The organism is Alistipes dispar, assembly GCF_006542685.1.
GTDB lineage: Bacteria > Bacteroidota > Bacteroidia > Bacteroidales > Rikenellaceae > Alistipes > Alistipes dispar.
On sequence record NZ_AP019736.1, the window covers coordinates 2,891,725 to 2,917,200 of the forward strand.

The 25,476-nt window shown below is 61.4% G+C and carries 19 protein-coding genes; 8 read left to right on the forward strand and 11 right to left on the reverse strand.

Annotated features, from left to right (window positions below; genetic code table 11):
- The 8 genes from kdpB to FME97_RS12095 all read right to left on the reverse strand — a co-directional run bounded on the left by kdpB (window position 1) and on the right by FME97_RS12095 (window position 10,081).
- Entirely contained in the window at window positions 1–2,040 is a 2,040-nt protein-coding gene (kdpB, locus tag FME97_RS12060) for a potassium-transporting ATPase subunit KdpB (protein ID WP_141429852.1), read from the reverse strand.
- A 21-nt stretch (window positions 2,041–2,061) separates the two neighbouring features.
- Window positions 2,062–3,762 carry a potassium-transporting ATPase subunit KdpA gene (kdpA, locus tag FME97_RS12065; protein WP_141429853.1) on the reverse strand — a complete coding sequence of 567 codons (1,701 nt, stop codon included), beginning with the start codon at window positions 3,760–3,762 and terminating at the stop codon, window positions 2,062–2,064.
- 24 nt (window positions 3,763–3,786) lie between these two features.
- Window positions 3,787–3,867 (reverse strand): K(+)-transporting ATPase subunit F, encoded by an 81-nt coding sequence (gene kdpF / locus FME97_RS12070; protein ID WP_141430044.1) that lies wholly within the window; start codon window positions 3,865–3,867, stop codon window positions 3,787–3,789.
- Window positions 3,868–4,261: 394 nt separating this feature from the next.
- Entirely contained in the window at window positions 4,262–5,599 is a 1,338-nt protein-coding gene (locus tag FME97_RS12075) for a sigma-54-dependent transcriptional regulator (protein WP_141429854.1), read from the reverse strand.
- A 76-nt stretch (window positions 5,600–5,675) separates the two neighbouring features.
- A complete protein-coding gene (locus tag FME97_RS12080) occupies window positions 5,676–7,028 on the reverse strand; it encodes an MATE family efflux transporter (RefSeq protein ID WP_141429855.1) in 1,353 nt (450 codons plus the stop codon).
- 226 nt (window positions 7,029–7,254) lie between these two features.
- On the reverse strand, window positions 7,255–7,998 hold the full coding sequence (gene gpmA, locus FME97_RS12085) for a 2,3-diphosphoglycerate-dependent phosphoglycerate mutase (RefSeq protein WP_141429856.1): 744 nt from the start codon (window positions 7,996–7,998) through the stop codon (window positions 7,255–7,257).
- A 41-nt stretch (window positions 7,999–8,039) separates the two neighbouring features.
- A complete protein-coding gene (locus FME97_RS12090) occupies window positions 8,040–9,041 on the reverse strand; it encodes a 2-hydroxyacid dehydrogenase (protein WP_141429857.1) in 1,002 nt (333 codons plus the stop codon).
- A gap of 191 nt (window positions 9,042–9,232) precedes the next feature.
- Window positions 9,233–10,081, reverse strand: coding sequence for an AraC family transcriptional regulator (locus FME97_RS12095; RefSeq protein WP_141429858.1), 849 nt, complete (start codon window positions 10,079–10,081; stop codon window positions 9,233–9,235).
- Window positions 10,082–10,244: 163 nt separating this feature from the next.
- Between FME97_RS12095 and FME97_RS12100 the strand changes: the two genes are divergently transcribed.
- From FME97_RS12100 to FME97_RS12130, 7 genes are all read left to right on the forward strand, one after another.
- Entirely contained in the window at window positions 10,245–11,426 is a 1,182-nt protein-coding gene (locus FME97_RS12100) for an efflux RND transporter periplasmic adaptor subunit (protein WP_141429859.1), read from the forward strand.
- Between the two features lie 3 nt (window positions 11,427–11,429).
- Window positions 11,430–14,618: an efflux RND transporter permease subunit gene (locus FME97_RS12105; protein ID WP_141429860.1), complete on the forward strand. Its 3,189-nt coding sequence runs from the start codon at window positions 11,430–11,432 to the stop codon at window positions 14,616–14,618.
- A gap of 3 nt (window positions 14,619–14,621) precedes the next feature.
- On the forward strand, window positions 14,622–15,998 hold the full coding sequence (locus tag FME97_RS12110) for an efflux transporter outer membrane subunit (RefSeq protein ID WP_141429861.1): 1,377 nt from the start codon (window positions 14,622–14,624) through the stop codon (window positions 15,996–15,998).
- On the forward strand, window positions 15,998–16,579 hold the full coding sequence (locus FME97_RS12115; protein WP_141429862.1) for a TetR/AcrR family transcriptional regulator: 582 nt from the start codon (window positions 15,998–16,000) through the stop codon (window positions 16,577–16,579). Before FME97_RS12110 ends, FME97_RS12115 begins: the two co-directional genes overlap by 1 nt.
- A gap of 321 nt (window positions 16,580–16,900) precedes the next feature.
- Complete coding sequence (locus FME97_RS12120; RefSeq protein ID WP_141429863.1) at window positions 16,901–18,193, forward strand: O-acetylhomoserine aminocarboxypropyltransferase/cysteine synthase family protein; 1,293 nt, start codon at window positions 16,901–16,903, stop codon at window positions 18,191–18,193.
- 3 nt (window positions 18,194–18,196) lie between these two features.
- Window positions 18,197–19,207 carry a homoserine O-acetyltransferase family protein gene (locus tag FME97_RS12125; RefSeq protein WP_141429864.1) on the forward strand — a complete coding sequence of 337 codons (1,011 nt, stop codon included), beginning with the start codon at window positions 18,197–18,199 and terminating at the stop codon, window positions 19,205–19,207.
- A gap of 72 nt (window positions 19,208–19,279) precedes the next feature.
- Entirely contained in the window at window positions 19,280–20,491 is a 1,212-nt protein-coding gene (locus tag FME97_RS12130) for a homoserine dehydrogenase (protein WP_141429865.1), read from the forward strand.
- Window positions 20,492–20,627: 136 nt separating this feature from the next.
- Here the strand turns inward: FME97_RS12130 and FME97_RS12135 are convergent, their stop codons facing one another.
- Together FME97_RS12135 and FME97_RS12140 are read right to left on the reverse strand one after the other, a co-directional pair.
- Window positions 20,628–21,962, reverse strand: a complete 1,335-nt coding sequence (locus FME97_RS12135; protein ID WP_232522897.1) for a fimbrillin family protein — start codon at window positions 21,960–21,962, stop codon at window positions 20,628–20,630.
- A gap of 155 nt (window positions 21,963–22,117) precedes the next feature.
- Window positions 22,118–23,590, reverse strand: a complete 1,473-nt coding sequence (locus tag FME97_RS12140) for a hypothetical protein (RefSeq protein WP_141429867.1) — start codon at window positions 23,588–23,590, stop codon at window positions 22,118–22,120.
- A gap of 130 nt (window positions 23,591–23,720) precedes the next feature.
- On the opposite strand from FME97_RS12140, the gene FME97_RS12145 reads away from it, so the two are divergent.
- A complete protein-coding gene (locus tag FME97_RS12145) occupies window positions 23,721–24,473 on the forward strand; it encodes a CDGSH iron-sulfur domain-containing protein (RefSeq protein ID WP_141429868.1) in 753 nt (250 codons plus the stop codon).
- 151 nt (window positions 24,474–24,624) lie between these two features.
- Here FME97_RS12145 and FME97_RS12150 read toward each other — a convergent pair whose 3' ends face one another.
- Window positions 24,625–25,434 (reverse strand): alpha/beta hydrolase, encoded by an 810-nt coding sequence (locus tag FME97_RS12150; protein WP_141429869.1) that lies wholly within the window; start codon window positions 25,432–25,434, stop codon window positions 24,625–24,627.
- Between the last annotated feature and the right edge of the window lie 42 nt (window positions 25,435–25,476).

A 25,476-nucleotide genomic window follows, 5' to 3' on the forward strand; every position in this document is an offset into this window, starting at 1 on the left:
TTAAAACAGGTTTATCAACATGTCGATCAGTTTGATGCCGATGAACGGAGCGATGATGCCGCCCAGACCGTAGATGAAGAGGTTCCGGCGCAGCAGAGCCGAAGCTCCGATGGGCTTGTACGCCACGCCGCGCAGCGCCAGCGGAATGAGCAGCGGAATGATGATCGCGTTGAAGATCACCGCCGACAGGATGGCGCTTTCGGGCGAAGCGAGGTGCATGATGTTGAGCGCCCCCAGCGCGGGAATCGACGTCATGAACAGGGCGGGGACGATGGCGAAATACTTGGCCACGTCGTTGGCGATCGAGAAGGTCGTCAGCGTGCCGCGCGTCATGAGGAGCTGCTTGCCGATCTCGACGATCTCGATCAGCTTCGTGGGGTCGTTGTCCAGATCGACCATGTTGCCGGCCTCCTTGGCAGCCTGCGTACCGCTGTTCATCGCAACGCCCACATCGGCCTGTGCGAGCGCCGGCGCATCGTTCGTACCGTCGCCCATCATGGCCACCAGCTTGCCGGCCTGCTGCTCGCGGCGGATATACTCCATCTTGTCCTCGGGCTTGGCCTCGGCGATGAAGTCGTCCACACCGGCCTGCTCGGCGATATATTTGGCCGTCAGCGGGTTGTCACCCGTCACCATCACGGTCTTCACGCCCATCTTGCGCAGACGCTCGAAACGTTCGCGGATACCCGTCTTGATAATGTCCTGCAACTCGATGACACCCTTGATCCGCTCGTTCTCCGAGACCACGAGCGGCGTACCGCCGTTCTCCGAAATCTTGCGGACGATCTTGTCCACCTCCGGAGAGAAGACGTTGCCCGCCTTCTCGGCGATGGCGCGGATCGCTTCGGAAGCACCCTTGCGGATGCGGCGTCCGTCGGGCATGTCCACGCCCGAGCACTTGGTCTCGGCGGTGAACTTCACCATATGCACACCCACCAGATCGGTCTGGCTGAACCGGAAGCCCTGCTCGCGGCCCAGTTCGACGATGGATTTGCCCTCGGGCGTCTCATCGGCTGCCGACGAAAGCACGCAGAGCTGGAGGAACTCCTTGGCATCCACGCCGTTCACGGGATAGAACTTCGTAGCCTTGCGGTTACCGATGGTGATCGTGCCGGTCTTGTCGAGCAGCAGGGTGTCGATGTCGCCCGCGGTCTCGACGGCCTTGCCCGACTTGGTGATGACGTTGGCGCGCAGCGCACGGTCCATTCCGGCGATACCGATGGCCGACAGCAGGCCGCCGATCGTGGTCGGGATCAGGCAGACGAAGAGCGAAATGAACGCCGCTACGGTGATGTTCACGCCCACGTAGTCGGCGAAGGGCTTCAGCGTGGCGCAGACGATCACGAACACGAGCGTGAAGCCGGCCAGCAGAATCGTCAGCGCGATCTCGTTCGGGGTCTTCTGGCGCGACGAACCCTCCACGAGGGCGATCATCTTGTCGAGGAAGCTCTCGCCGGGCTGAGCCGTCACCTTCACCAGAATCCGGTCCGAAAGCACTTTCGTACCGCCCGTAACGGAGCTCTTGTCGCCGCCCGCCTCGCGGATCACCGGAGCGGACTCGCCCGTGATGGCGCTCTCGTCGATCGAAGCCAGACCCTCGATGATCTCGCCGTCGGCAGCGATCGTATCGCCTGCCACGCACTCGAACACGTCGCCGCGCTTGAGTTCCGAGCTGCTTACGATATGCGACTGACCGTCCTTCTCGATACGCTTCGCAGGCGTCTCCTCGCGGGTCTTGCGCAGCGAATCGGCCTGAGCCTTGCCGCGCGCCTCGGCAATGGCCTCGGCGAAGTTGGCGAAGATGATCGTGGCGAAGAGCACGATGAAGATTACGATGTTGTAGAGCAGCGAGCCCTGCGACTCGTCGCCCGTGACGGCGATGTAGCCGATCATGACGAGCATGACGAGCGTCACCACCTCGACAGTGAACATGATCGGATTCTTGATCATCTGCCGCGGATCGAGCTTGCGGAAGGAGTCTGCGAGGCTCGATTTCATGAGCTGTTTGTCGAACAGCGAATTATTTACACGGTTTTTCATTTTTTCAATCCGGAATTAGAATTAGAACTCAACGGCGGTCAGGTAATCGGCGATCGGGCCCAGAGCCTGAGCGGGGAAGAACGCGAGTGCGGCCACGATCACGATGACGGCGAAGGTCATCAGCGAGAAGGTCGCCGTATCGGTTTTCAGCGTACCGGCGCTTTCGGGAATGTACTTCTTCGAAGCCAGCAGACCCGCGATGGCCACCTGTCCGACGATCGGGAGGTAGCGGCCGAAGATCAGCGCGATACCGGTCGAAATATTCCAGAACGGCGTGTTGTCGCCCAGCCCCTCGAAGCCCGAACCGTTGTTGGCCGCCGACGAGGTGTATTCGTAGAGCATTTCGCTGAAACCGTGGAACGAGGGATTGTTAAGCCATCCGAGCGACGGATCGGCCGCGATCAGCCCCGACGAGAAAGCCGTGCCGACCAGGATGAGGAAGGGGTGGAGCAGGACGACGATCGTGGCGATCTTCATCTCGCGCGCCTCGACCTTGTGTCCCAGGAACTCGGGGGTGCGGCCCACCATCAGACCGCTGATGAAGACGGCGATGATGAGGAACGCGAAGTAGTTCATCCAACCCACGCCGACACCGCCGAACCAGCAGTTGATCTGCATGTTGAGCATCTGCATCATACCGCTCAGCGGCGTCTGCGAATCGTGCATCGAGTCCACCGAACCGTTCGAGGTGACGGTCGTCACCATGCCCCACATGGCCGAAGCGGCCGAGCCGATGCGGATCTCCTTGCCCTCCATCGAGCCGCGGTCCTGCGCGATGCCCATTTCGTCGATATTGGGGTTGCCGCCCATCTCCTGCGGCACGGAAATCAGAATACCTGCCGTGAAGGCGAAGAGCATCACGCCGAAGATGCAGCCGGCCAGCTTGCGGCGGCGGATATAGAATCCGAACGCCCAGGCCATGGCCATCGGGATGATGAGGATCGACCAGCACTCCAGCATGTTGGTGAAGGCGTTGGGGTTCTCGAGCGGATGGGCGGAGTTCGTACCGAAATAACCGCCGCCGTTCGTACCCAGTTGCTTGATGGGCACGATGGCCGCCGTGGGGCCCTGCGAAATGACCTGCTCCTGACCTTCGAGCGTCGTCAGGGTCTGCTTGCCGTCGAACGACATCGGCGTGCCGTTGATGACCAGCAGGATACCAACGAGCAGCGAGAGCGGCATCAGGATACGGGTCGTGCTCTTGACGAGGTAAACCCAGAAGTTGCCGATCGTCTTCGTGGTCTTCGCCGCCAGCGCCTTCATGATGCCGGCCATAGCCGCCATGCCGCAGGCCGCGGTGATGAACTGGAAGAGCATGATGACGAAGATCTGCGTGAAATACGACAGACCCGACTCGCCGCTGTAATGCTGCAAGTTACAGTTCACCATGAACGAAATGCAGGTATTGAAGGCCAAATCGGGCGTCTGGCCCGGGTTGCCGTCGGGATTCATCGGCAGATAGCCCTGGAACACCAGCAGCAGCATGCCCCAGAAGAACCAGAAGAGGTTCACCATGAGCAGTGCCTTGAGGAACTGCTTCCAATCCATTTCCTCGTCCTCGCGGATGCCGCACACCTTGTAGATTCCGCGCTCGAGGGGAGCCATGAAGTCGAGCCACGTGCGCTCCCCGCGATATACTTTGGCAATGTAGCGTCCCAGCGGATAGCAGAGCACCACCAGGGCGACCCATTGCAGAATGACACCTAAAATCTCCGTATTCATCTATTCAACTATTTTTTTTAATCGTTAGAACTTCTCGGGTTTCACCAGCACGTACATCAAGTAAATGAAGATCGCGAGGCTCAAAACAAGTAAACCGACAAACATACTTTTCCTCCTTAAATTTTTTCAAACCATTTCACACATGCGAAGTAGAGCCAATAGCAGAGGCTTCCCAGCGCTGCCAGCAGCACGAACATCAAGACTTCATTCATCTTCTTTCCTTTTTTGAATTATACATTAGGGTTACGAATCCGCACATCATACGGTGGAACAGGCAGACGGCCCCCAGGCCGCCCATCGCTATAAGTATCCATCCGATCGTCATAACAGCATCTTTCGTTTCGTGCCCCACGTAGTATAAAGAATGTGCCACAGCGCGCCGAAAATCACAACACGCTGTGTATCACCAGAAAGATTCGAATCAGACGAAAAAAAGCGAGAGGGCGGTCCTATCAAAACGATAGGATCGCCCTCTCAAAATGGAAAAGTCCGGGACGCGCTACCTGCCGATGCCGTACTCGTCGATCTTGCGGTAAAGCGTGGCGATGCCGATGCCCAGCAACCGCGCCGCCTCGGTCTTGTTGCCGCCGGTGTACTTCAGAATCTTCGCGATATGCCGCCGCTCCATGTCGCCCAGCGACACGGGGTCGTCCGCATCGCCGCTCTCCGCACCCTGGAAATCGGCGGGAAGGTCCCCGGCCGTAAGGCGGCCGTCCTCGGCCATGATCATACTCCGCTCCACGACGTTGCGCAGTTCACGCACGTTGCCGCGCCATGCGTGACGGCGCATCAGCCGCACGTATTCGGGGTCGATCGACACGATCCGACACGCCATGCGCTGCGAGAACTGCCCGACGAAATGCCGGACATACTCCTCGATGTCCTCCGGACGGTCGGCCAGCGACGGCAGGCGGATCGTAAAGACCGAAAGACGGTAAAAGAGGTCCTCGCGGAAACGCCCTTCGGCGATCTCCCGGGTCAGGTCGCGGTTCGTGGCGGCGATCACGCGGATGTCGGTCTTCGTGGCCCGGGTCTCGCCGATGCGGATGTATTCGCCGTTCTCGAGCACGCGCAGCAGCTTGGCCTGCAACTCGGGCGCCATCTCGCCGATCTCGTCGAGGAACAACGTACCGCCGTCGGCCTCGTCGAGCAGTCCCTTCTTGTCCTTCACGGCGCCGGTGAAGGCCCCTGCCTTGTGGCCGAAAAGCTCGCTTTCGAGCAACTCCTTGGTGAAGGCCGCGCAGTTCACCGCCACGAAATTCTCCCGGCTGCGGGAGCTGCCGCCGTGAATCGCCCGGGCGAAAACGTCCTTGCCCGTGCCCGTTTCGCCCGTCAGCAGCACCGAAGCGTCCGTACCCGCCACCTTGCGGGCCAGCGCCACGGCTTCGCGCATGGGAGCCGACGAACCCACGATGCCGTCGAACGACACGGCGTCGCCGTTCTGCTTCTCGAGGCGCTGCAACCGCCGCTGCATCCGGACCTTCTCCATCGCCCGGGCGAGCAGAGGCAGGATCTTGTTGTTGTCGTCGCCTTTGGTGATGTAATCGAACGCCCCGTTCTTGATGGCCTGCACGCCGTCGGGAATGTTGCCGTAGGCCGTCAGCAGAATCACCTCGACCTCCGGGGCGGCCGCCTTGATCTTCGCCGCCATGTCCACGCCGTTGCCGTCGGGCAGCTTAACATCGCACAGCACCACGTCGGGCGCATAGCGTTCGAGCAGCTTCAGCCCCGCAGCGCAATCCTCCGCCTGGGCCACGTCATAGCCCTCGAGCGAGATGATCCGCGCGAGCAGTCCCCGCAGTTGCGTTTCGTCGTCGATAATCAACACTTTCTCCATAAAAAGACGGTCGTTTGGGGGCAAAGATACAAATAATCCGGCAAAGCCCGGTACGGTGCGGGAAAAACGGCATCCGTCAATACCGGGCGCGGCGCGCTCCACGGCGGAAGATCGCCACGACGGCCACGGCCGTCAGCACTTCGGAGCACGGCACGGCCAGCCAGATGCCCCGGACACCGAGCAGCGGCGGCAAGGCGACGAAGCAGGCCACCAGCAGCACGAAGCCGCGCAGCAGGGTAACCGTCATGGCGGGCCGGGCGCGTTCGACGCTCTGGAAATAACCGATCGAGACGATATTGAAGGCGAAGAAGACGAACCCCGAAGCGAAGAGCGGCAGACCTCCGACAGCGATGCCGTAAGCGGGATAGACCTCGTCGAGGAACATCCCCACGATCTGACGGCTGAACAGCGCGGTCAGGATGAAGAAGGCGAGCCCCAGCAGCACGGCCGTCATCATCGCCAGCCGGAAGGCCGATTGCACGCGCTCAGCGTTGCCGGCGCCGAAATTGTAACTCAGAATCGGCTGCGCGGACTGCCCGATGGCGTTATAGACCATGAAGATGATCGGAAAGAAGTAGCAGGCGATGCTGAACGCCGCCACGCCGTCCTCGCCCAGGTAACGGATGAAAACGTAGTTGCCCGTGAACATCATCGCGGCGATGGCTCCCTCGCAGAGGAAGGTCGAGAGCCCCAGCCGGCACATGTATCCCACGTTGCGGCGGGTCAGCCGGAGACTCCTGCGGCTCGTCTTCACCCGGCAGAAACGGATGACGTTGCGCCGCCGGCTCAGGTAAACGAGGATCATCCCCGCGCCGACCACATAGCCGAGACTCGTGGCCAGCGCCGCGCCGAACATGCCCCAGCCGAAGAGGAAGATGAAAACGTAGTCGAGCGCGATATTGATGACCGCCGGAACGGCATTGCAGAGCATCGCATAGTTGGGCGCCCCGTCGAGCCGCACGAAGAACATGCCCGAGCTGAGCAGCGCACTGAAGGGCAGAAAAGGCACGAACCAATACATGTACTCCAGCACGAGCGGCATGAGGCGTTCCGAGCTGCCCAGCAGCCGCGCCGCGCCGGGTGCGAACAGACAGATCGCGAGGCTGTATGCCACGAGAAGCAGCGACGAAACGACAACGGCCTGCGTCACGTTGATCCGCGCCGTCTTGACCTTTCCGTGTGCGAGGTGGATCGACGCCACGACCGAAGCGCCGACACCGAACATCAGTCCCACGCCCGTATTGATGAGGAACAGCGGCGCCGTGATATTGACTGCCGCCAGCGCGTCGCTGCCGACGCCGCGGCCGACGAAAATGCCGTCCGTGATGACGAACGCCGCCGAGAAAACCATTCCCAGAACGGTAGGGATCAGCAGTTTGCGGAACAACCGCGGAATCTCCATGCTGCCGAAGTCGATACTGTCTTTCATGTTTTCGTTTTTTGGGAGTGCAAAGATAACGCTTCCCGCACGGAGTGCAACCCATATAGTTAAATATGATGAATCCCCCAAAATCATAGCCTGCGCGGTCTCACGCGCCGCATCCCGTCCGGCAGGACCGCACCGATCGTCTGTCGGACCGCACGTTCCGGAACACACGGAAAAGCCCCGCGCCGGAAAATCCGGCACGGGGCGGAACGGCTCCGGACCGACGGCGTCAGGCCCGGCCCTGATCGGCGACGGCCTGCATCAGACGGGCGATCTCGTCCGGATCGCCCAGGAAATAGTCCTTCACGCAATTCAGCCCCTCGCCGAACTCGAAAACATAGGGAGTGGCCGTCGGCAGGTTGAACTCCGAGATGGCCTCGTCGGAGATGCCCTTCAGGTGCTTGACGATGCCGCGCAGGCTGTTGCCGTGGGCCACGACCAGCACCTGATCGTACCGGGCGAGCGACGGCAGAATCTCGCACTGCCAGTAGGGCATCGTACGGGCGACGGTGTCCCGCAGCGACTCGGTGGCAGGCAGCTCGGCCGCAGGAACCCCCGCATAGCGGGGATCGAAACGCGGATTGCGCGGATCGTCCGCCGCGAGCGGTTCGGGGGCCACGTCGTAACTGCGACGCCAGACATGCACTTGCTCGTCGCCGTACTTCTCGGCCGTCTCGCGCTTGTTCAGCCCCTGCAACATGCCGTAATGCTTCTCGTTGAGCCTCCAGCTCTTCGTCACGGGAATCCAGTCTTCGTTCATCCTGTCCAGCACGATGTCGAGCGTCCGGACGGCCCTTTTCAGAAAGGAGGTATAGGCGCATCCGAAACGGAAGCCTTCCCGAAGGAGCGTCTCTCCGGCCCGGGCGGCCTCCGCGACGCCCTTTTCGCTCAGATCCACATCGGTCCAGCCCGTAAAACGGTTCTCCCGGTTCCATTCGCTCTCGCCGTGGCGGAGCAGCACGATTTTCTTCATAAGACGGTATTTTTTGATTGATTGAACGGATCGCGGGCGGTTCACGCCCCGGCGCTCACACGGTTCGTGAGCGGCTCTCCGGCAGCGAACTCCCTGATATTTTCCATCGTGGTACGCGCTATGTTATCCAACGCTTCACGTGTAAAGAACCCCTGATGCGAAGTGACGATCACGTTGTTGAACGACAGCAGGCGCGCCAGCACGTCGTCGCTCATGATCCGGTCCGAGGTGTCTTCGTAGAAATAGGCGGCCTCCTCCTCGTAAACGTCCAGCCCCGCCGCACCGATCTTCTTCTGTTTCAGCCCGTCGATCAGCGCCCCGGTATGGATCAGCTGCCCGCGGCCCGTGTTGATGAGCATGACGCCCGGCTTCATCCGCCCGATGGCCTCCGGCCCGATCATGTAGCGCGTCCGATCGGTCAGCGGACAATGCAGCGAAACGATGTCCGCCCGCGCGTACAGCTCGTCGAGCGGCACATAGGCGATCCCGGCCACCGCGGCATACGCTTCGTCGGGACAGAGATCGTAAGCGATGACCTCCATGCCGAAGCCCCGGAGAATGCGGATCAGCTCACGGGCGATCCGGCCCGTGCCGACGATGCCGGCCGTCTTGCCGTAGAGATCGAAGCCCAGCAAACCGTGGAGAGAGAAATTCCCGTCCCGCGTGCGCCAATAGGCGCGATGGATTTTGCGGTTGAGCGACAGCATGAGCGCCACGGCGTGCTCCGCCACGGCATGAGGCGAGTAGGCGGGGACCCGCACCACGGGAATCCCGTGCTGCGCCGCAGAGAGCAGGTCCACGTTGTTGAAACCCGCGCAGCGCAGGGCGATCAGCCGCACGCCCAACTGCGAGAGGCGTGCGACGGTCGCGGCGTCGGCCGTATCGTTCACGAAGATGCAGACGACGTCGGCCCCTTCGGCCAACGCTACGTTCCCGGCGTTGAGATGGCTGCGGTGATAGGTCACGTCGAATCCGTACGCATCGCGGATGCGGTCGAACGACTCACGGTCGTAAGGTTGTGTCCCGAAAAGAGTGATTTTCATGTACGGCTGAGATTAACGGATCGTTATCGAACGTTTTTCCAATCGCATTTATTATGCCGCAAATCCGGAGAATCCCGCGGGAGCGGAGACGCCGGCCCCTTTTCACGGACGGAGACGCCCGCCGCACCGTCCGCAAAAGGGCCTTCCGCAAAGGAACCGCCCGGACGGCCGCGGGAGAGGTTCCTGCGCCGTCACTTCTTCGTATTCCGGTACTCGGTGGGGGATTCTCCCGTGTGCTTCTTGAAGAAACGCCCCAGATACGACTGGTCCGGAAAATGGAGCCGGTAGGCGATCTCCTGCACCGACAGGTCGGTGGACTGCAAAAGCATCTTGATCTCCAGAATCACCGAACGGTCGATGAACTCCTTGGCCGTCGTATGGGCGATGCTACGCACGATCGTCGAGAGGTAGCGGGTCGAAATGCAGAGCCGGTCGGCATAGAAGGTCACTTCGCGTTCGTGCGCGCAGTTCTCGTGCACGAGCGAGACGAAGCGGTGGAACAGCTCGGTCTGCCGCGTGGTCGTCTCCGACACGGCCTGCCGCCGGGAACCGAACCGCTGCATCTTGTCGAATGCCTCCAGCAGCACATTCTGCAACCGGTTCCTGATGATCGTGTTACGGAACATGTTGTCCCGGTCGCGGTAGGTGTAGCCGGCCATCTGGAACCAGATCGAAGCGCCCTCCACGAGCCGCGGGTGAAGCCGTACGATCGGCTGCTCGCGCAGCGCGGCGAAGAAGGCCGGATCGAGCCGGAAGGCCGCCTCGGAGAACAGATCGAGCGAGAAGGCGCAGTAGGTAACCCGGAAATCCGCCGACCGATCCGCGAGCAGGAACACCGAACCGGGAAGCAGCAGGAGCATCGTATCGGCCCGCACCTCCCCCCGGTATTGGTCGATCGTCGCCACGGCGCTGCCGCCGCGGCAGAAGAGCAGCGCACCGCCCTCGATGCGGTAGGGGCAACTGCCGAAAAAGGCGAAATCGGACTCGCCGACCGTGAACTGCTCCTCGGGAGTGGTCATTATCGGATTACGCGAAACCATCTGAAATTCTTTTTTCGAACAAAAATAGCGCAATTTTGCGGAAAAGAGAATATTTTATTCCGAAAATTACCAACACTATTCGCAATATTAAGATATCGAATGCGTTATAATAGGGTACTTTTGCACCTGAAAAAGTTTTTTAGTACATTTATAAAGAGGAATTATGAGACAAACATTTGTGAAAGCTGCCCTCGTGGCAAGCTGCATGGCAACCGTCGCGTGCAAACAGGCCCCGACGGAAATGGGGCCCGGTCAGTACCCCGTAATGACCATCGCCACCACCGACCGCACGATCCCGAGCAACTACTCGGCCAAGATCAACGGACGTCAGGACATTGCGATCTATCCGCAGGTTTCCGGCACGATCACGGAGGTCTGCTTCAACGAAGGACAAACCGTATCGAAGGGCCAGACCCTCTTTATCATCGACCAGGTTCCCTATAAGGCGGCTCTCCAGACGGCCGAAGCCAACGTGGCCGCAGCCGAGGCCGGCGTGGCCACCGCACAGCTCACCTACGACAGCAAGAAGGAGCTGTTCGCCAAGCAGGTAGTCTCGCGGTACGACCTCTCGACGGCCGAGAACAACCTGCTCACCGCCAAGGCGCAGCTGGCACAGGCCGAGGCACAGCGCGTGAACGCGGCCAACAACCTCTCCTATACGGTAGTGAAGGCTCCGTCGAACGGCGTGGCCGGCACGATTCCCTACCGTGCGGGCGCGCTGGTAAGCGCTTCGCTTCCGCAGCCGCTGACCACCATCTCGGACAACTCGGTGATGTACGTCTATTTCTCTATCACGGAAAACCATCTCCAGAACCTCATCCGGAAGTACGGCTCGATGAGCGAAGTGCTCAAGGCCATGCCCGAGGTGCAACTGCGGCTCAACGACGGTTCGGTTTACGATCAGGCAGGCCGTATCGAGGCGATCAGCAGCGTGCTCGACTCCTCGACGGGTGTGGCGCAGTGCCGCGCGGCATTCCCCAACCCGAGCGGTCTGCTCATCAGCGGCAGCAACGGATCCGTCATCCTGCCCAACGAGTTCAAGGGCGTCGTGGTGATCCCGCAGAGCGCGACGTTCGAGATTCAGGACAAAGTCTATGTATATAATATTGTGGACGGCAAGGCCTCGTCGAAGATGATCTCCGTGGAGAAGATATCGAACGGCAAGGAGTATATCGTCAATGAAGGGCTCACCCCGGGCGAGCAGATCGTGTCCGAAGGCGTAGGCCTGCTCCGCGAGGGCACGGAAATCGTGGCCAAGACGCAGCCGACGGCCGCACCGGCCGCGGAAACCGAGAAGCCCGCAGCAGCCGGAGCCGCTCAAACCGAAACCGAAAAGGAGGAATAACGTATGACACTCAAGCATTTTATCGAACGGCCCGTTCTGGCGTCGGTCATTTCAATCGTAATCGTCATAGCCGGTATCATCGGTCTGGCTTCGCTGCCCGTGGAGCAGTACCCCGATATCGCGCCTCCGACGGTGATGGTGAGCGCCACCTATCCGGGCGCCAACGCCGAAACGATCCAGAAGTCGGTGATCGTACCCCTCGAGGAGGCGATCAACGGCGTGGAGAACATGATGTACATTCAGTCCGAAGCCTCGAACTCGGGCAGCGCCTCGATCACGGTCTATTTCCGCCAGGGAACCGACCCGGACATGGCGGCCGTGAACGTCCAGAACAAGGTGGCCACGGCCACGGGACAGTTGCCGGGCGAGGTGACGCAGATCGGCGTGACGACCATGAAGCGTCAGACTTCGATGCTGAAGGTGATCTCCATCAGCAGCCCCGACGACACGTATGACGAGGGCTTCCTCGCCAACTACTTCTCCATCAACATCGAACCGCGCATCAAACGTATCCAGGGCGTAGGCGAGTGCTTCGTGCTCGGCGCCGACTACGCAATGCGAATCTGGCTCAAGCCCGACGTGATGGCGCAGTACAACCTCGTCCCGTCGGACATCACGGGCGTACTCTCCGAACAGAACATCGAGGCGGCCACCGGTTCGCTGGGCGAGAATTCGGACAACACGTTCCAGTACACGATGAAGTACCGCGGCCGTCTGATGACCCCGGAGGAGTTCGGCGAAATCGTGATCCGCTCGCTGAACGACGGCAGCGTTCTGAAACTCAAGGATGTGGCCGAAGTGGAGATGGGCGACGAATCGTACGCCTACTCGGGCAAGGTGAACGGTCACCCGGGCGTGTCGGCCATGATCTTCCAGACCGCCGGTACGAACGCCACGCAGATCGTCGGCGACATCAACGCCCTGCTCGACGAATGCCGCGCCGAGCTGCCGAAAGGCATCGAGATCACCGACCTGATGAGCGTGACGGACTTCCTCTACGCCTCGATGAACGAGGTGCTGAAGACCCTGATCGAAGCCATCATCCTCGTCGTACTGGTGGTGTATGTCTTCTTGCAGGACATCCGCTCGACGCTGGTCCCCACGATCTCCATCTTCGTCGCCCTGATCGGAACGTTCGGCTTCCTCGCATTGGCCGGCTTCTCGATCAACCTCCTGACGCTGTTCGCCCTCGTGCTGGCGATCGGTACGGTCGTCGATGACGCCATCATCGTCGTCGAAGCCGTCCAGGCGCGCTTCGACGTGGGCTACAAGTCTTCGTACATGGCCACCATCGACGCCATGTCGGGCATCACGTCGGCCATCATCACCTCGACGCTCGTCTTCATGGCCGTGTTCATCCCCGTAACCATGATGGGCGGCACGTCGGGTACGTTCTACACGCAGTTCGGTATCACGATGGCCGTGGCCGTAGGTCTTTCGGCCGTGAACGCCCTCACGCTGTCGCCGGCGCTCTGCGCCCTGATCCTGAAGCCGTATCTCGACGAGAACGGCGAGATGCGCGACAACTTCGCCGCACGCTTCCGCAAGGCCTTCAACGCCGCGTTCGGCGTCATGGTCAAGAAATACAAGCACGGCGTGCTGCTCTTCATCAAGCACAAGTGGCTCATGTGGTCCACGCTCGCGCTGGCATTCGGCCTGCTGATCGTGCTGATGAACAACACGAAGACGGGTCTGGTTCCCGACGAGGACCAGGGTACGGTGATGGTGAACGTCACGCTGGCCCCCGGTTCGTCACTGGCCGAGACCACGAGCGTGATGGAGGAAATCAGCCGCCGTCTGGAGAAAATCCCGCAGATCCGCGACTTCAACGCCATCTCCGGATACGGTATAATCGCCGGACAGGGCCCCTCGTACGGTATGTGTATCATCAAGCTCAAGGACTGGGACGAGCGTCCTGAAAAATCGGACGGCGTGCAGGCCGTCATCGGACAGATCTACGCCCTCACGGCCGATATCAAGAAGGCCCAGGTCTATGCCATGGCTCCCCCGATGATTACGGGTTACGGTACGGGCAACGGCATTTCGATGCACCTGCAGGACCGCGCTGGCGGCAGCACGGAGGACTTCTTCAACGTCTCGCAGCAGTTCATCGGCGCGCTGAACCAGCGTCCGGAATTCGAACGTGCCGTCACGACCTTCAATATCGCCTTCCCCCAGTATATGGTGGACATCGACGCTGCGAAGGCCAAGCGTGCCGGCATCTCGCCCACGTCGATCCTCTCGACGATCTCGGGATACTACGGCGGACAGTACGTGTCGTACTTCAACCGCTTCTCGAAGGTTTACCGCGTCATCATCCAGGCCGATCCGAAGTATCGTCTCGACGCCGAGTCGCTCAACAACGTCTTCGTGCGCACGGACAGCGGCGAGATGGCTCCCGTAAGCCAGTTCGCCACGCTGACGAAGACCTACGGCGCTGAGGTGCTCAACCGCTTCAACCTCTACAACTCGATCGCCATCAACGGTACGAACGCCAGCGGCTATTCGACCGGCGAAGCGATCGCCGCGGTCCGTGAAACCGCCGAACAGCTCCTGCCGAAAGGCTACGGATACGAATTCGACGGCATCACGCGCGAGGAGAGCCAGACGACGAACAACACGGCGATTATCTTCGGTATCTGTATCCTGCTCATTTACCTGATCCTGAGCGCCCTTTACGAGAGCTTCTTCGTTCCGTTCGCCGTCATTCTGTCGGTTCCGTGCGGTCTGATGGGTTCGTTCCTGCTGGCCAAGGCCATGGGACTCGAGAACAACATCTATCTCCAGACGGGTATCATCATGCTGATCGGTCTGCTGTCGAAGACGGCCATCCTCATCACGGAGTACGCCGCCGACCGCCGCGCCGCAGGCATGTCGCTCACGCAGGCCGCCGTATCGGCAGCCAAGGCCCGTCTGCGTCCTATTCTGATGACGGTGCTCACCTGCGTATTCGGTATGCTGCCGCTGATGACCGCATCGGGCGTGGGCGCTCACGGCAACTCGACCCTCGGCGCCGGCGTCGTAGGCGGTATGATCGTGGGTACGCTGGCGCTGCTGTTCCTCGTGCCGACGCTGTTCATCGTCTTCCAGACCCTTCAGGAGAAGGTCAAGCCGGTGGAACTGGACCCCGATCCGCAGTGGGCCGTGCGCGCCGAACTCGAAGATGCTAAAAACGAGAAAGAGGAGAAATAACACATGAAAAAGATACTGATTATCTGCCTTGCAGCCGCCATGACGGGCTGCGGCATCTACAAGCCCTACTCCCGTCCCGAGTCGATCGAGACCGACGGACTGTACGGCACGGCCGAAACGGCGGATTCGACGACCATCGGCGACATTACGTGGCAGGAGATGTTCTCCGACCCGCAGTTGCAGGCGCTCATCGCCCAGGCGCTGGAGAACAACACCGACCTGCAGTCGGCCCAGTGGCGCGTGAAGGAGGCCGAAGCTACGCTCAAATCGGCCCGTCTGGCCTATCTGCCGTCGTTCAACTTCGCCCCGCAGGGGTCGATCAGCAGCTTCGACAACGCCAACACGACGAAAACCTATTCGATCCCCGTCACGGCCAGTTGGCAGATCGACATCTTCGGCGGTATCACCAACGCCAAGCGGAAGGCCAAGGCGCTCTACCTGCAGAGCAGGGAGTACGAACAGGCCGTCAAGACGCAGCTCATCGCCAGCGTAGCGAACCTCTACTACACGCTGCTGATGCTCGACAGCCAGTACGAAGTGACCGGCGAAACGGCCCGGAAGTGGGAGGAGACCGTCCGCACGATGCGCGCCATGAAGGATGCCGGCATGACCAACGAGGCGGGCGTAGCCCAGTACGAGGGCTCCTACTACGCGATCGAAGCCTCGCTGCACGACCTCGAATACTCGATCCGCGAAGCCGAAAACAGCCTTTGCTCCGTGCTCGGGCTGGCTCCGCAGGAGATCACGCGCGGCAGCTTGGACAACCAGCAGCTTCCGCAGGAGCTCGCCGTGGGCGTACCGGTCCAGATGCTCTCGAACCGTCCCGACGTGCGCAGCGCCGAGTATTCGCTCATGCAGTCCTTCTATGCGACCAACGCCGCCCGTTCGGCGCTCTATCCTTCGATCACGCTGAGCGGCTCGGCAGGGTGGACCAACAACGGAGGAATGGGTGTTTCCGATCCCGGCAAACTGCTTCTTTCGGCCGCAGGATCGCTGTTGCAGCCGATCTTCAACGCCGGAGCCAACCGGGCGAACCTGAAGATCGCCAAGGCCCAGCAGGAGGAGGCCAAGCTCTCGTTCCGGCAGACGCTGCTCAATGCCGGCGCCGAGGTGAACAACGCCTTGACGCAATGTCAGTCGGCCCGCGCCAAAACCGACCTGCGAGCCAAACAGATCGAAGCCCTGACGCGCGCCGTGGAGAGCACCGAACTGCTCATGGAGCACAGTTCGACTACCTACCTCGAAGTGCTGACCGCCCAGCAGTCGCTGCTCTCGGCCCAACTGTCGCAGATCACCGACCGTTTCGACGAAATCCAGGGCATCGTAAACCTCTACCAGGCCCTCGGCGGAGGTCGTGACCTTACGACGGAGGAGAAGTGATGAAACGGGGAGCGACCAAGGAGGAGATCATCCGCACGACGCAGGACCTCATCACCCGGAACGGCATCCGTGCCGTCCGGGTCGATGAGATCGCGCAAAGGCTGGGTATCTCGAAGCGCACCCTCTACGAAATGTTCGCAGACAAGAACGACCTGATAAGCGCCTGCCTCGACGATCTGGCCCGCCGGCAGCGGCAGCGCATCGCGGCCAGCCGCAGACGACGCAGCGGCAATCCGCTGCAAAGGACGCTCCGGCTCGCCAACGACTATATCGACAGCCTCTATACGGTCGATCACAGTTTTCTGGCGGACATACGTCGCAAGGTCCTCTTCGCCGAACAATACGACGAACACCGCGAGTTCTGGCGCAAGGAGTTGTCGCTCAATCTCGAGGAGTGTCGCGGGGGGGGGTTGCTCCTGTCGGAGATCGACACCGCCGCTCTGGCCGAGCAACTGATGAGCACGCTGTTCGAGCTGCGGCTGAACCGCACGACGCGCGAAGAGCTCTACCTCCTCTGCCGGACGATTCTCCGGGGCGCTGCGACGCAGCAGGGAATAGACCTCATCGACCGGAAACCGTGATCCGGATTCCGGCAGACCGGAAAAGCCGCAGGCGAATCCTGCGGCTTTTTTTATGCCCGGAAGCGAAAAAAAGCGGCCGACGGAACGATCTGTTCCGAAATTTTTTTATATTTGCACCGCAAAGCGAAGAGAAAAGCGAAACGATGACGATGCATACGGCATACGGCGAAGGGCACGGCGGATTCCGCCGTCACATGATGTACGGTATGATGCACATGCGCAGCGATTTTCGCCGGGTATAGTTCTTCGTGCATAACGTGATACGATCCGGCTTCCCAGGAGGTCGGATTTTTTTGTGAACGATTTCAAACGACAAACGCGATGAATCCGAAAAACTACCGATTCGAAACCTTGCAGGTCCATGCGGGCCTGCGACCCGACACCGAGACCGGAGCCCGGGGCGTGACGATCTGTCCCACGGCCGCCTACCGTTTCCGCAACTGCGACCACGCGGCCCGGCTGTTCGAACTGAGCGAGGCGGGCAACATCTACACCCGCCTGCAGAACCCCACGACGACGGCCTACGAAGAGCGTATCGCGGCACTCTACGGAGCCGTCGGCGCACTGGCCGTGTCGTCGGGCATGTCGGCGATTCTCCTCACGGTGCTGTCGCTGGCCCGCAGCGGCGACAATATCGTGGCCTCGCCGTACCTCTACGGCGGCACGTACAACCAGTTCCGCATCTCGCTGCGCAACCTGGGCATCGACTGCCGCATCGCGGCCAGCGAACGCGCGGAGGACTTCGAAGCGCTCGCGGACGAGCGGACCAAAGCCCTCTATGTCGAAAGCATGGGCAACCCGACCTGCGCCGTTCCCGATCTGGAGGCACTGGCCGCGCTGGCGCGGCGGATCGACGTCCCGTTCGTGGTGGACAACACGTTCGGCGCGGCGGGATACCTCTGCAACCCGTTCGAATGGGGCGCCGACATCGTCGTGGATTCGGCGACGAAGTGGATCAACGGCCACGGAACGTCCATGGGAGGCGTCATCGTGGACGGCGGAACGTACGATTGGGGCAACGGCAAGTTCCCGCAGATCGACGGCCCGTCGGAGGGCTACCACGGACTGAACCTCCGCGAAGCGTTCGGCGCGGCGGCCTTCATCGCCAAATGCCGCGTGGACGGTTTGCGCGACCTGGGATGCTGTCCCTCGCCGTTCGACTCCTACCTGATGATGATCGGGCTGGAAACCCTCTCGCTGCGCGTGCGTCACGAGGTGGAATCGACACGCAAGGTGGCCGAATACTGCCTCCACCACCCGAAGGTCAAAAGCGTCAGCTTCGTGGGATTCGAGTCGCACCCGAGTTACGGGAACGCCCGCAAATACTACCGGTTCGGTTCCTCGGCCGTCTTCACGATCGAGCTCCGGGGTACGCTCGAAAGCACCGTGCGGTTCGTCGAATCGCTGCAACTGGCGGCCAACATGACGATGATCGGAGACTCGATCACCGTCGTCACGCACCCCGCCTCGACGACCCACAAGCAGCTCGGTGCGGCCGACCTGGCGGCAGCCGGCGTGACGCCGACGCTGCTGCGCATTTCGCTCGGACTGGAGAACGCCGACGACATCATCGCCGACTTCGAGCAGGCCTTCGCTCACGTATCCGACAAATAGGGGATGGTACGCTATTTCGACTCCGGAGAACCTTTTCCGCTGGAGCGGGGCGGCGAACTGCCCGCATTGCGGATCGCTTACCACACCTACGGCGAGCCGAACGCCGCACGCGACAACGTCGTATGGGTCTGCCACGCGCTGACGGCCAATTCGGACGTGGCCGACTGGTGGCCCCACACGGTCGAGGAGGGGAGGTTTCTCGATCCTTCGCGGTGGTTCGTCGTCTGTGCCAACATCCTCGGCTCGCACTACGGCACGACAGGACCGCTGCACGAGAACCCCGCGACGGGGCGGCCGTGGTACGGGGATTTTCCCCGCCTGACCATCCGCGACATGGTCGCGGCGCACCGCCTGCTGGCCTCGGCGCTCGGCATCGGCCGCATCGCCGCCCTCGTGGGCAGTTCCGTGGGAGGCTTTCAGGCCGTGGAATGGGCCGTCGAGGAACCTGCGCGGTTCGACCGCCTCGTGCTGATCGCCACGGCGGCCAAAGCCTCGCCGTGGACGATCGCCGTGGACGAAACGCAGCGCATGGCCATCGAGGCCGACGCCACGTTCGGCCAGCTGCGCGACGACGCCGGAATGAAGGGACTGGCCGCGGCCCGCGCCATCGGATTGCTGACCTACCGCGGCAGCAGCGGCTACAACCTCACGCAACAGGACCGCGTGGAATGGCCCGCCGAACACCGCGCCTCGACCTACCAGCAGTATCAGGGCGAGAAACTCTGCCGCCGCTACAACGCCTACTCCTACTATACGATCCTCGATGCGTTCGATACCCACGACGTCGGCCGCGGCCGGGGCGGGGTGGCCGCGGCGCTCGCGCGGATCGAAGCCCGCACGCTCGTCGTGGGCATTACGACCGACATCATCTTCACCCCCGGCGAAATGCGCGAGCTGCACGGCATGATCCCCGGCAGCCGCTACCGCGAGATCGACTCTCCGTTCGGCCACGACGGCTTTCTGGTGGAGCACGAACAGCTCGACGGACTGCTCTCGCCCTTCATGGAGAACTGACGGCGGCCGGAAAGCGCATCCCGAAACACATCGGACAAAAGAGAGAGACAACAACAGAAAAAATCACAGTATATGAGCAAAATCAAAATCGGACTGTTCGGATTCGGCGTCGTCGGACAGGGCATCTACGAAGTGGTGCGCAAAGCGAAGAACGCCAACGCCGAGATCGTGAAGATCTGTGTCCGCGATCCGGAGAAACCCCGCAAGATACAGGCGGACAAGCGGCTCTTCACCACCTCGGTCGAGGAGATTCTCGACAGCCCGAACATCAACCTCGTCGTCGAAGTCATCAACGATCCCGACGCCGCCTACGACATCGTAAAACGTTCCATGCTCCGCGGCATTCCCGTCGTTTCGGGCAGCAAGACGATGCTGGCCCGCCACCTGCCCGAACTGATCGAACTGCAGAAGACGCGCCACGTCGCGCTGCTGTACGACGCCTCGTCGTGCGGCTCGATCCCCGTGATCCGCAACCTCGAGGAGTACTACGACAACGACCTGCTGCTCGAGGTCAAGGGCATTCTGAACGGTTCGTCGAACTACATCCTCTCGCGCGTGTTCGACCACGCCGAACCGTATGCCGACGCGCTGGCGCAGGCTCAGGCTCTGGGATTCGCCGAGAGCGACCCCTCGTTCGACATCGAAGGATACGACTCGCTCTTCAAGCTGGTCATCATCACGGTCCACGCCCTCGGAACCTACGTGGCTCCGGAACGAATCTTCACCTACGGCATCTCCACGATCCACGACTCGGACATCCGCTACGCCCGCGAGAAGGGGGTGAAGATCAAACTCGTGGCGCAGGTCGTCAAGGTCAGCGACGAGCACTTCACGATGTTCGTCATGCCCGAGTTCGTGACGCCCGACAAGTACATCTACAGCGTTGACGACGAATACAACGGCGTGGTGATCCGCGGCGAATGCTACGACCGGCAGTTCATGTTCGGCAAAGGTGCGGGCAGCCTCCCCACGGCCTCCTCGATCCTGAGCGACATCATGGCCCGCCTGCACGACTACCGTTACGAGTACAAGAAGATGAACTACGTGCAGAAACCCGGGTACACGACCGACATCACGCTGAAGGTTTACGTCCGCTACAAGGAGACCGACATACACAACATACTGCATTTCGACAAAATACGCGAACAGTACATCGGCGAGGAGAGCAACTACGTGATCGGCGACATCCTGCTGAGCGAACTGATGGACAAGCGCTCGCAGCTCTCGGGCAGGGACGTCTTCCTGGCGAATATCCCGATCTTCTTCCTGAACCGCGACCGCTGATTCCACGACGGGCGGGGCGGGAATCCACCGGCACACCTCCGCTGCCGGACGGCTCGTTGCAAGGGCCCGGACCGACACAAAGAAACCGGGACGCTGCCCGAAAAGCGGCGTCCCGGTTTTTCCGTAACCGAGGCACTCAGTCCTTCACGCAACGGAGCGAAAGGCCGAATTTCCGGGAAATCGTCGCCGGCAACGGTTCGGTGGTTTCCGAATAATCCAGACTATTGCACTTTTCGCTGTCGTCCGCCAGACCGACGCCCATCAGTTTTCCCATAGTCTTCGCACCGGGTCTATTGCTCTTATCATTTACAATCTGATATCCCGCACAACAGAAGAAATCCTCGGGACGGTTCTGGCTTTCGGCCAGCGCCCGCAGCTCGTCGGCATCGGGGATATGCCAACCTTCGGGACAGATTCCCCGAATACGCCCCGCACCGTCCGATGCGCCTGCGGTGGCCGTGGCATAATCGTACAGCATGCCCTGCGTGGAGATCATCGAAGCACCGCCCGCAGGTTCCCAAATTCCTGTTCCGAGCTGTGCCCCCGCCGGCTTGTGCCGCATGTTCTCCGCCATCCAGACCTTTCCGTCGATCGCCACCGTCCGGTAGTGTTCCCCCTCGTGATCCACTCCGTCCGTACCGTCGTTTCCGCCATCGGACCCGACGAGCTCTCCGCCGTCCACCCAATCGACCACATCGCCGCTGATACTCACCTCGATCTGCGGAGTGCCGCCCCCGGAGATGACGACCGACAGGTCGTAACACCTGCCTCCTTCGAGCAGGGCGTCGGAAACGGATTTGCGGCACACCGAACCGTCCTGCAACTCCACCTCGACATCCAGCGTCGTCTGCTGCGGCACGAGCACGGCCCGGTAACGGGAATCGGGCTCCGCCTCGAAAGCCTCGATCTGCACCGCCGCCGCACCCGCTTTCGCCTTCGCCGAAGGCACGGCGAGGTCCACGACGGCCTCGACGACCGAACCGCCGATCTTCACTGCGGCGACCGGCGAGGAACCGTTGTTCTCCACGACCACGGAGAGCTGCGACATGAGGTGATAGAAAACCATCGCGACGGGTGCGCTGCCCGGCCTGACCTCCCGTGCGACAGCTCCCAGCAGATCCGACGGCGTGCAGCCCTGCCGCTGGTCGGCCTCCACACTGAATGCGGAGGGAACCCCCGCCTCGGAATAGGGATAGTAGGCCGTCAGCGTCGAGGTCTCCTGCGTGCTTTCGTACCATTTCAGCCCGGAGGCCGTGAACACGCTCCCGTCGTAGGTCATCAGACGGTTCGTGACATAATCGCCCGAAGTACGCGAGATGGTCAGCCCGATCCGGTCGTCCTTGTCGAAATACAGTCCCGTCACGCGGGAAACCGTCGGCGAAATCCGGACGGAGGACGGTGCCTCCCGGTCGTCGGAGCAGCCTGCTCCCAACGCCATTCCGGCCAGCAGCACGAGTAAAGAGGTTCTCATCATAGGGTAGTTTTAAGTTATCGTACAAACAAATATAAAACTTTTTACACTATTTTACAACCTTTTTATCGTATTGCGTCGCCGTGCCCCAATGAAAAGCGGGGCGGCTCACGCCGTCCCGCTTTTCATTGCCATTGTCCGGAGCGAACCTCCGCTTATTTCTCCCTCACGCAGCGCACCTGCATTCCGTTGGCACGGGCATAGGGTACTTCGTACTCGACACTGCCGCCGGAGGTCTTCTTCTCGAACCAGAAATAGAAAGCGGGCGACTGCGCTCCCGAACCGGCGTCGGAAGTCCAATAGAGGCCCTCCCACGGCTGGGCCTCGGTCGCCGTGTTCCGCGACTGTGCCTCCGCGGGCACGGGATTGTAGATATTCAGGATCGTACCGTTGTCGTAACGGCGGCGTCCAGCGCCGACGAAGAACGAGTGCGACACGTCGTCGGTCAGCGTCCAGCCGAACTTGTCGTAATCGGCCGCCGCAGGCGTGCCCGAGATCGTCAGTCCCTCAAAGGCCTTCGACGGAGCGACCCGCCAGCCGTAGGGGCAGGGATCGTTCACCGTTTTGCTTTCGCCCCACAAGGCGCCGTCATGGCTCCAGGCCCAATCGTAATCCGAATCCGCCGTTCCCGTAATGTACTCCAGCGGATGCTGCACGGCGTAATCCGCCGTTCCGGTTTCGGCGTCCGACTCCACGGACTCCAGTTTGACCGTACCGCTCTTGGCATTGTACATCGAAGCGGACGATCCGTTGTCGGCCCGGTAGGTACTCGGTCCGATGAAGGGATCCTTACGCCCCCACTGATAGTAAAGCCCGTAAGAGGCGAGTATCTCATCGGTCGTCTCATTGCCGTTGGCCAGCGCGCCGAGGTTGCGGTTCATCATCGTATAGCCGTTGAAAACGACCGATCCGCCCTCGGCATCGGGGTCGTAGTCCGCAGCCCACACATGCCAGCTCCAGATCAGCGTCCCGTCCGCATCGTATGCGCCGATGAGTGCATTGCCCTCGTCGATCCTGTCGTCCTCGTCCTCGTCGGCCCCCACGTAGAAGGAGACCTTTCCGTCGTCCAGCGACAGGTACTGGATCAGATTCGTCTTCGACTGCCAGACGATATCGACCGAAGCCGTAGCGAGCGCGCTCTGTCCGTCACCCTTGTGCATGGCGTCGAACGTGTAGTTGCACTCCCTGCCATTGACCAGATAGCTGTTCGCCGGACGGTCGCTCATGTCCACCGTCTTCGAAACGCTGACGAAGAGCGTCGCCGTGACGCGCTTCCCCCCGAAAGAGATTCCCGCGAGGGTCAGCGTTCCCGACCGTTCCGCCTTCTCCTCTTCCTCGGTTCCTTCGTCCGCCCTGGCATCGTCTTCGAAGACGGTGGGAGCGGTGATCCGGACGCTCATCGCGCCCTCGTCCAACACGATGGCATCGTCCCAGCCCACGGGTTTGGACGAGATGGAGTAGCTCTTGATATCGGTCGAGGAGAATCCGACCGTCGCCGTCCCGCCCGGCTGCAGGAACACCGCGGGGCGGTCGAACGCCAGTTTGCCCGCATCCTTGTCCTTGCTGCACGACACCGCGGTTGCCGCCGCCAGCAGCACGAGCGCGACAAAGGCTGTAAATCTTTTCATACCGTTCAGTTTCAAAAATCTTTGCAAAGATACCAAAAAGCGCAACAATTCCTACTCCGGGTTCCAAATATTTCCGGCTTGGGAACAATTATTGCCGCTCTTTTTCCAACGAATTTTAAAGCGATATAGTATGTCGAAAACGAAAATCGAGACGGGGAGCTCGCCCGCCGAAGAACGATTCGGTATCACCGTGACCGAACGGGGGCCCCTTCTGATCTACGGCCGCCCGCCGCTGGCCGAACAGTTCATCATGCCCGACGATGCCGGCGAAAGCTGGTATTTCCAAGAAGGGCGCCGCTTCCCGACCGAGGCGGAACCCACGGCGCTGTGCCGCTGCGGAGCCTCGAAGCGCAAACCCTATTGCGACGGCACGCACGAACGCACGGAGTGGGATCCGGAACCGACCTCCCGCGACGAGGCGGAGCTGATCGAGGGAGGGTCGCTCACGATGACCGACAACGCCCGCTACTGCGTCTTCGCACGCTTCTGCCATCCCTGCGGCGATGCTTGGACGCTCACCGAACGCTCCGACGCCCCCGAAGCCCGACAGATGGCCATCCGCGAGGCCTCGATGTGCCCGAGCGGCCGTCTCATGGCCTGGGACCGGACAACGGGCAAGCCCTTCGAGTTCCGCTTCGCCCCCAGCCTCGGACTGATCGAGGACCCTGCCATCGGCTCCAGCGGCGGCCTCTGGGTGCGCGGCGGCATTCCGGTACGGCGCGAAGACGGGCGCACCTACGAAATCCGCAACCGCACGGTGCTCTGCCGCTGCGGGAAGTCGGCCAACAAACCCTATTGCGACGGCACGCACGCAGCGGTCAAATGGCGCGACGGCCTCGCGGGCGAACCGGTCGGGGAGCGGTTGCCCGAAGAGGTCTGCTGACGCTGCGGAACCGGGTGTCCGCAGCCGCCGTACGCAGCCCGGACACGACCGCTCCGGAAAAAGGGATTCGCCCCTGCTGCACTGTTTGCGGCAGGGGCGAATCCGTCCGAACCGTCCGGCGGCGGGAACATCCCGCCCGCGCGGCGCGCCGTCACTTCCCGGCCCGATCGAAATAGCTTCGGAAGAAGAGCAGTTGATGGGGCAGCGAGGAGCCCCAATATTCGCCCGTGTGGGCCCCGGGACGCGTGAGGAAGTCGTGACCGACACCCTGCCGGAGCAGCTTTTCGTGCAACGCCACGTTCACGCCGTAGAAAAAGTCGTCATACCCGCAATCCACGAAAATCGCCAGTTCGCCGTCCCGGAGCGAATCGACCGCATTGATGACCGTATGGGCGTCCCAGCGGGCCTGATTCTCCCGCTCCTCGCCCAGTTGCGCCTTCATTTCCCACGAATCGGGGAAGGGCCGGATATCCACGCCGCCCGACACCGAGCCGACCGCTCCGAAGCGGTCCTTGTGGCGCACGGCCGTCCACAATGCGCCGTGGCCGCCCATGCTCAGTCCCGCAACGGCACGCCCCTCGCGCGAAGGCAGGGTCGGGTAGTGCGCATCGACCCAGTCGGGCAGCTCCTGCGAAACGAAGGTCTCGAACTGCGACGAAGGGTTGATCGGACTGTCCCAGTACCAACTGTTCTCGCCGTCGGGGCAGACGAAGATCACGCCGAACTGCTCGGCCAGCGGCCGCAGGTCGGTGATCCGCTGCCAGGCCAGCTCGTCGCCGCTGTAACCGTGCAGCAGATAGACAACAGGCAGGCGCCGTACAGCCGCCTCGTCGGGCGTCACGACGACGGTGGGGATTTCACGCTGCATCTTCGGGCTGAAGACTTTGAGCGTGTCGATACCGGCCGCGGAGACCGCAGCCGAAGCGCAAAGGCACAAAAGGGTAAAAAGGTATCTCTTCATAACAACCATGATATTTTTCGGTCCATGCTTCGGCGAACGGCC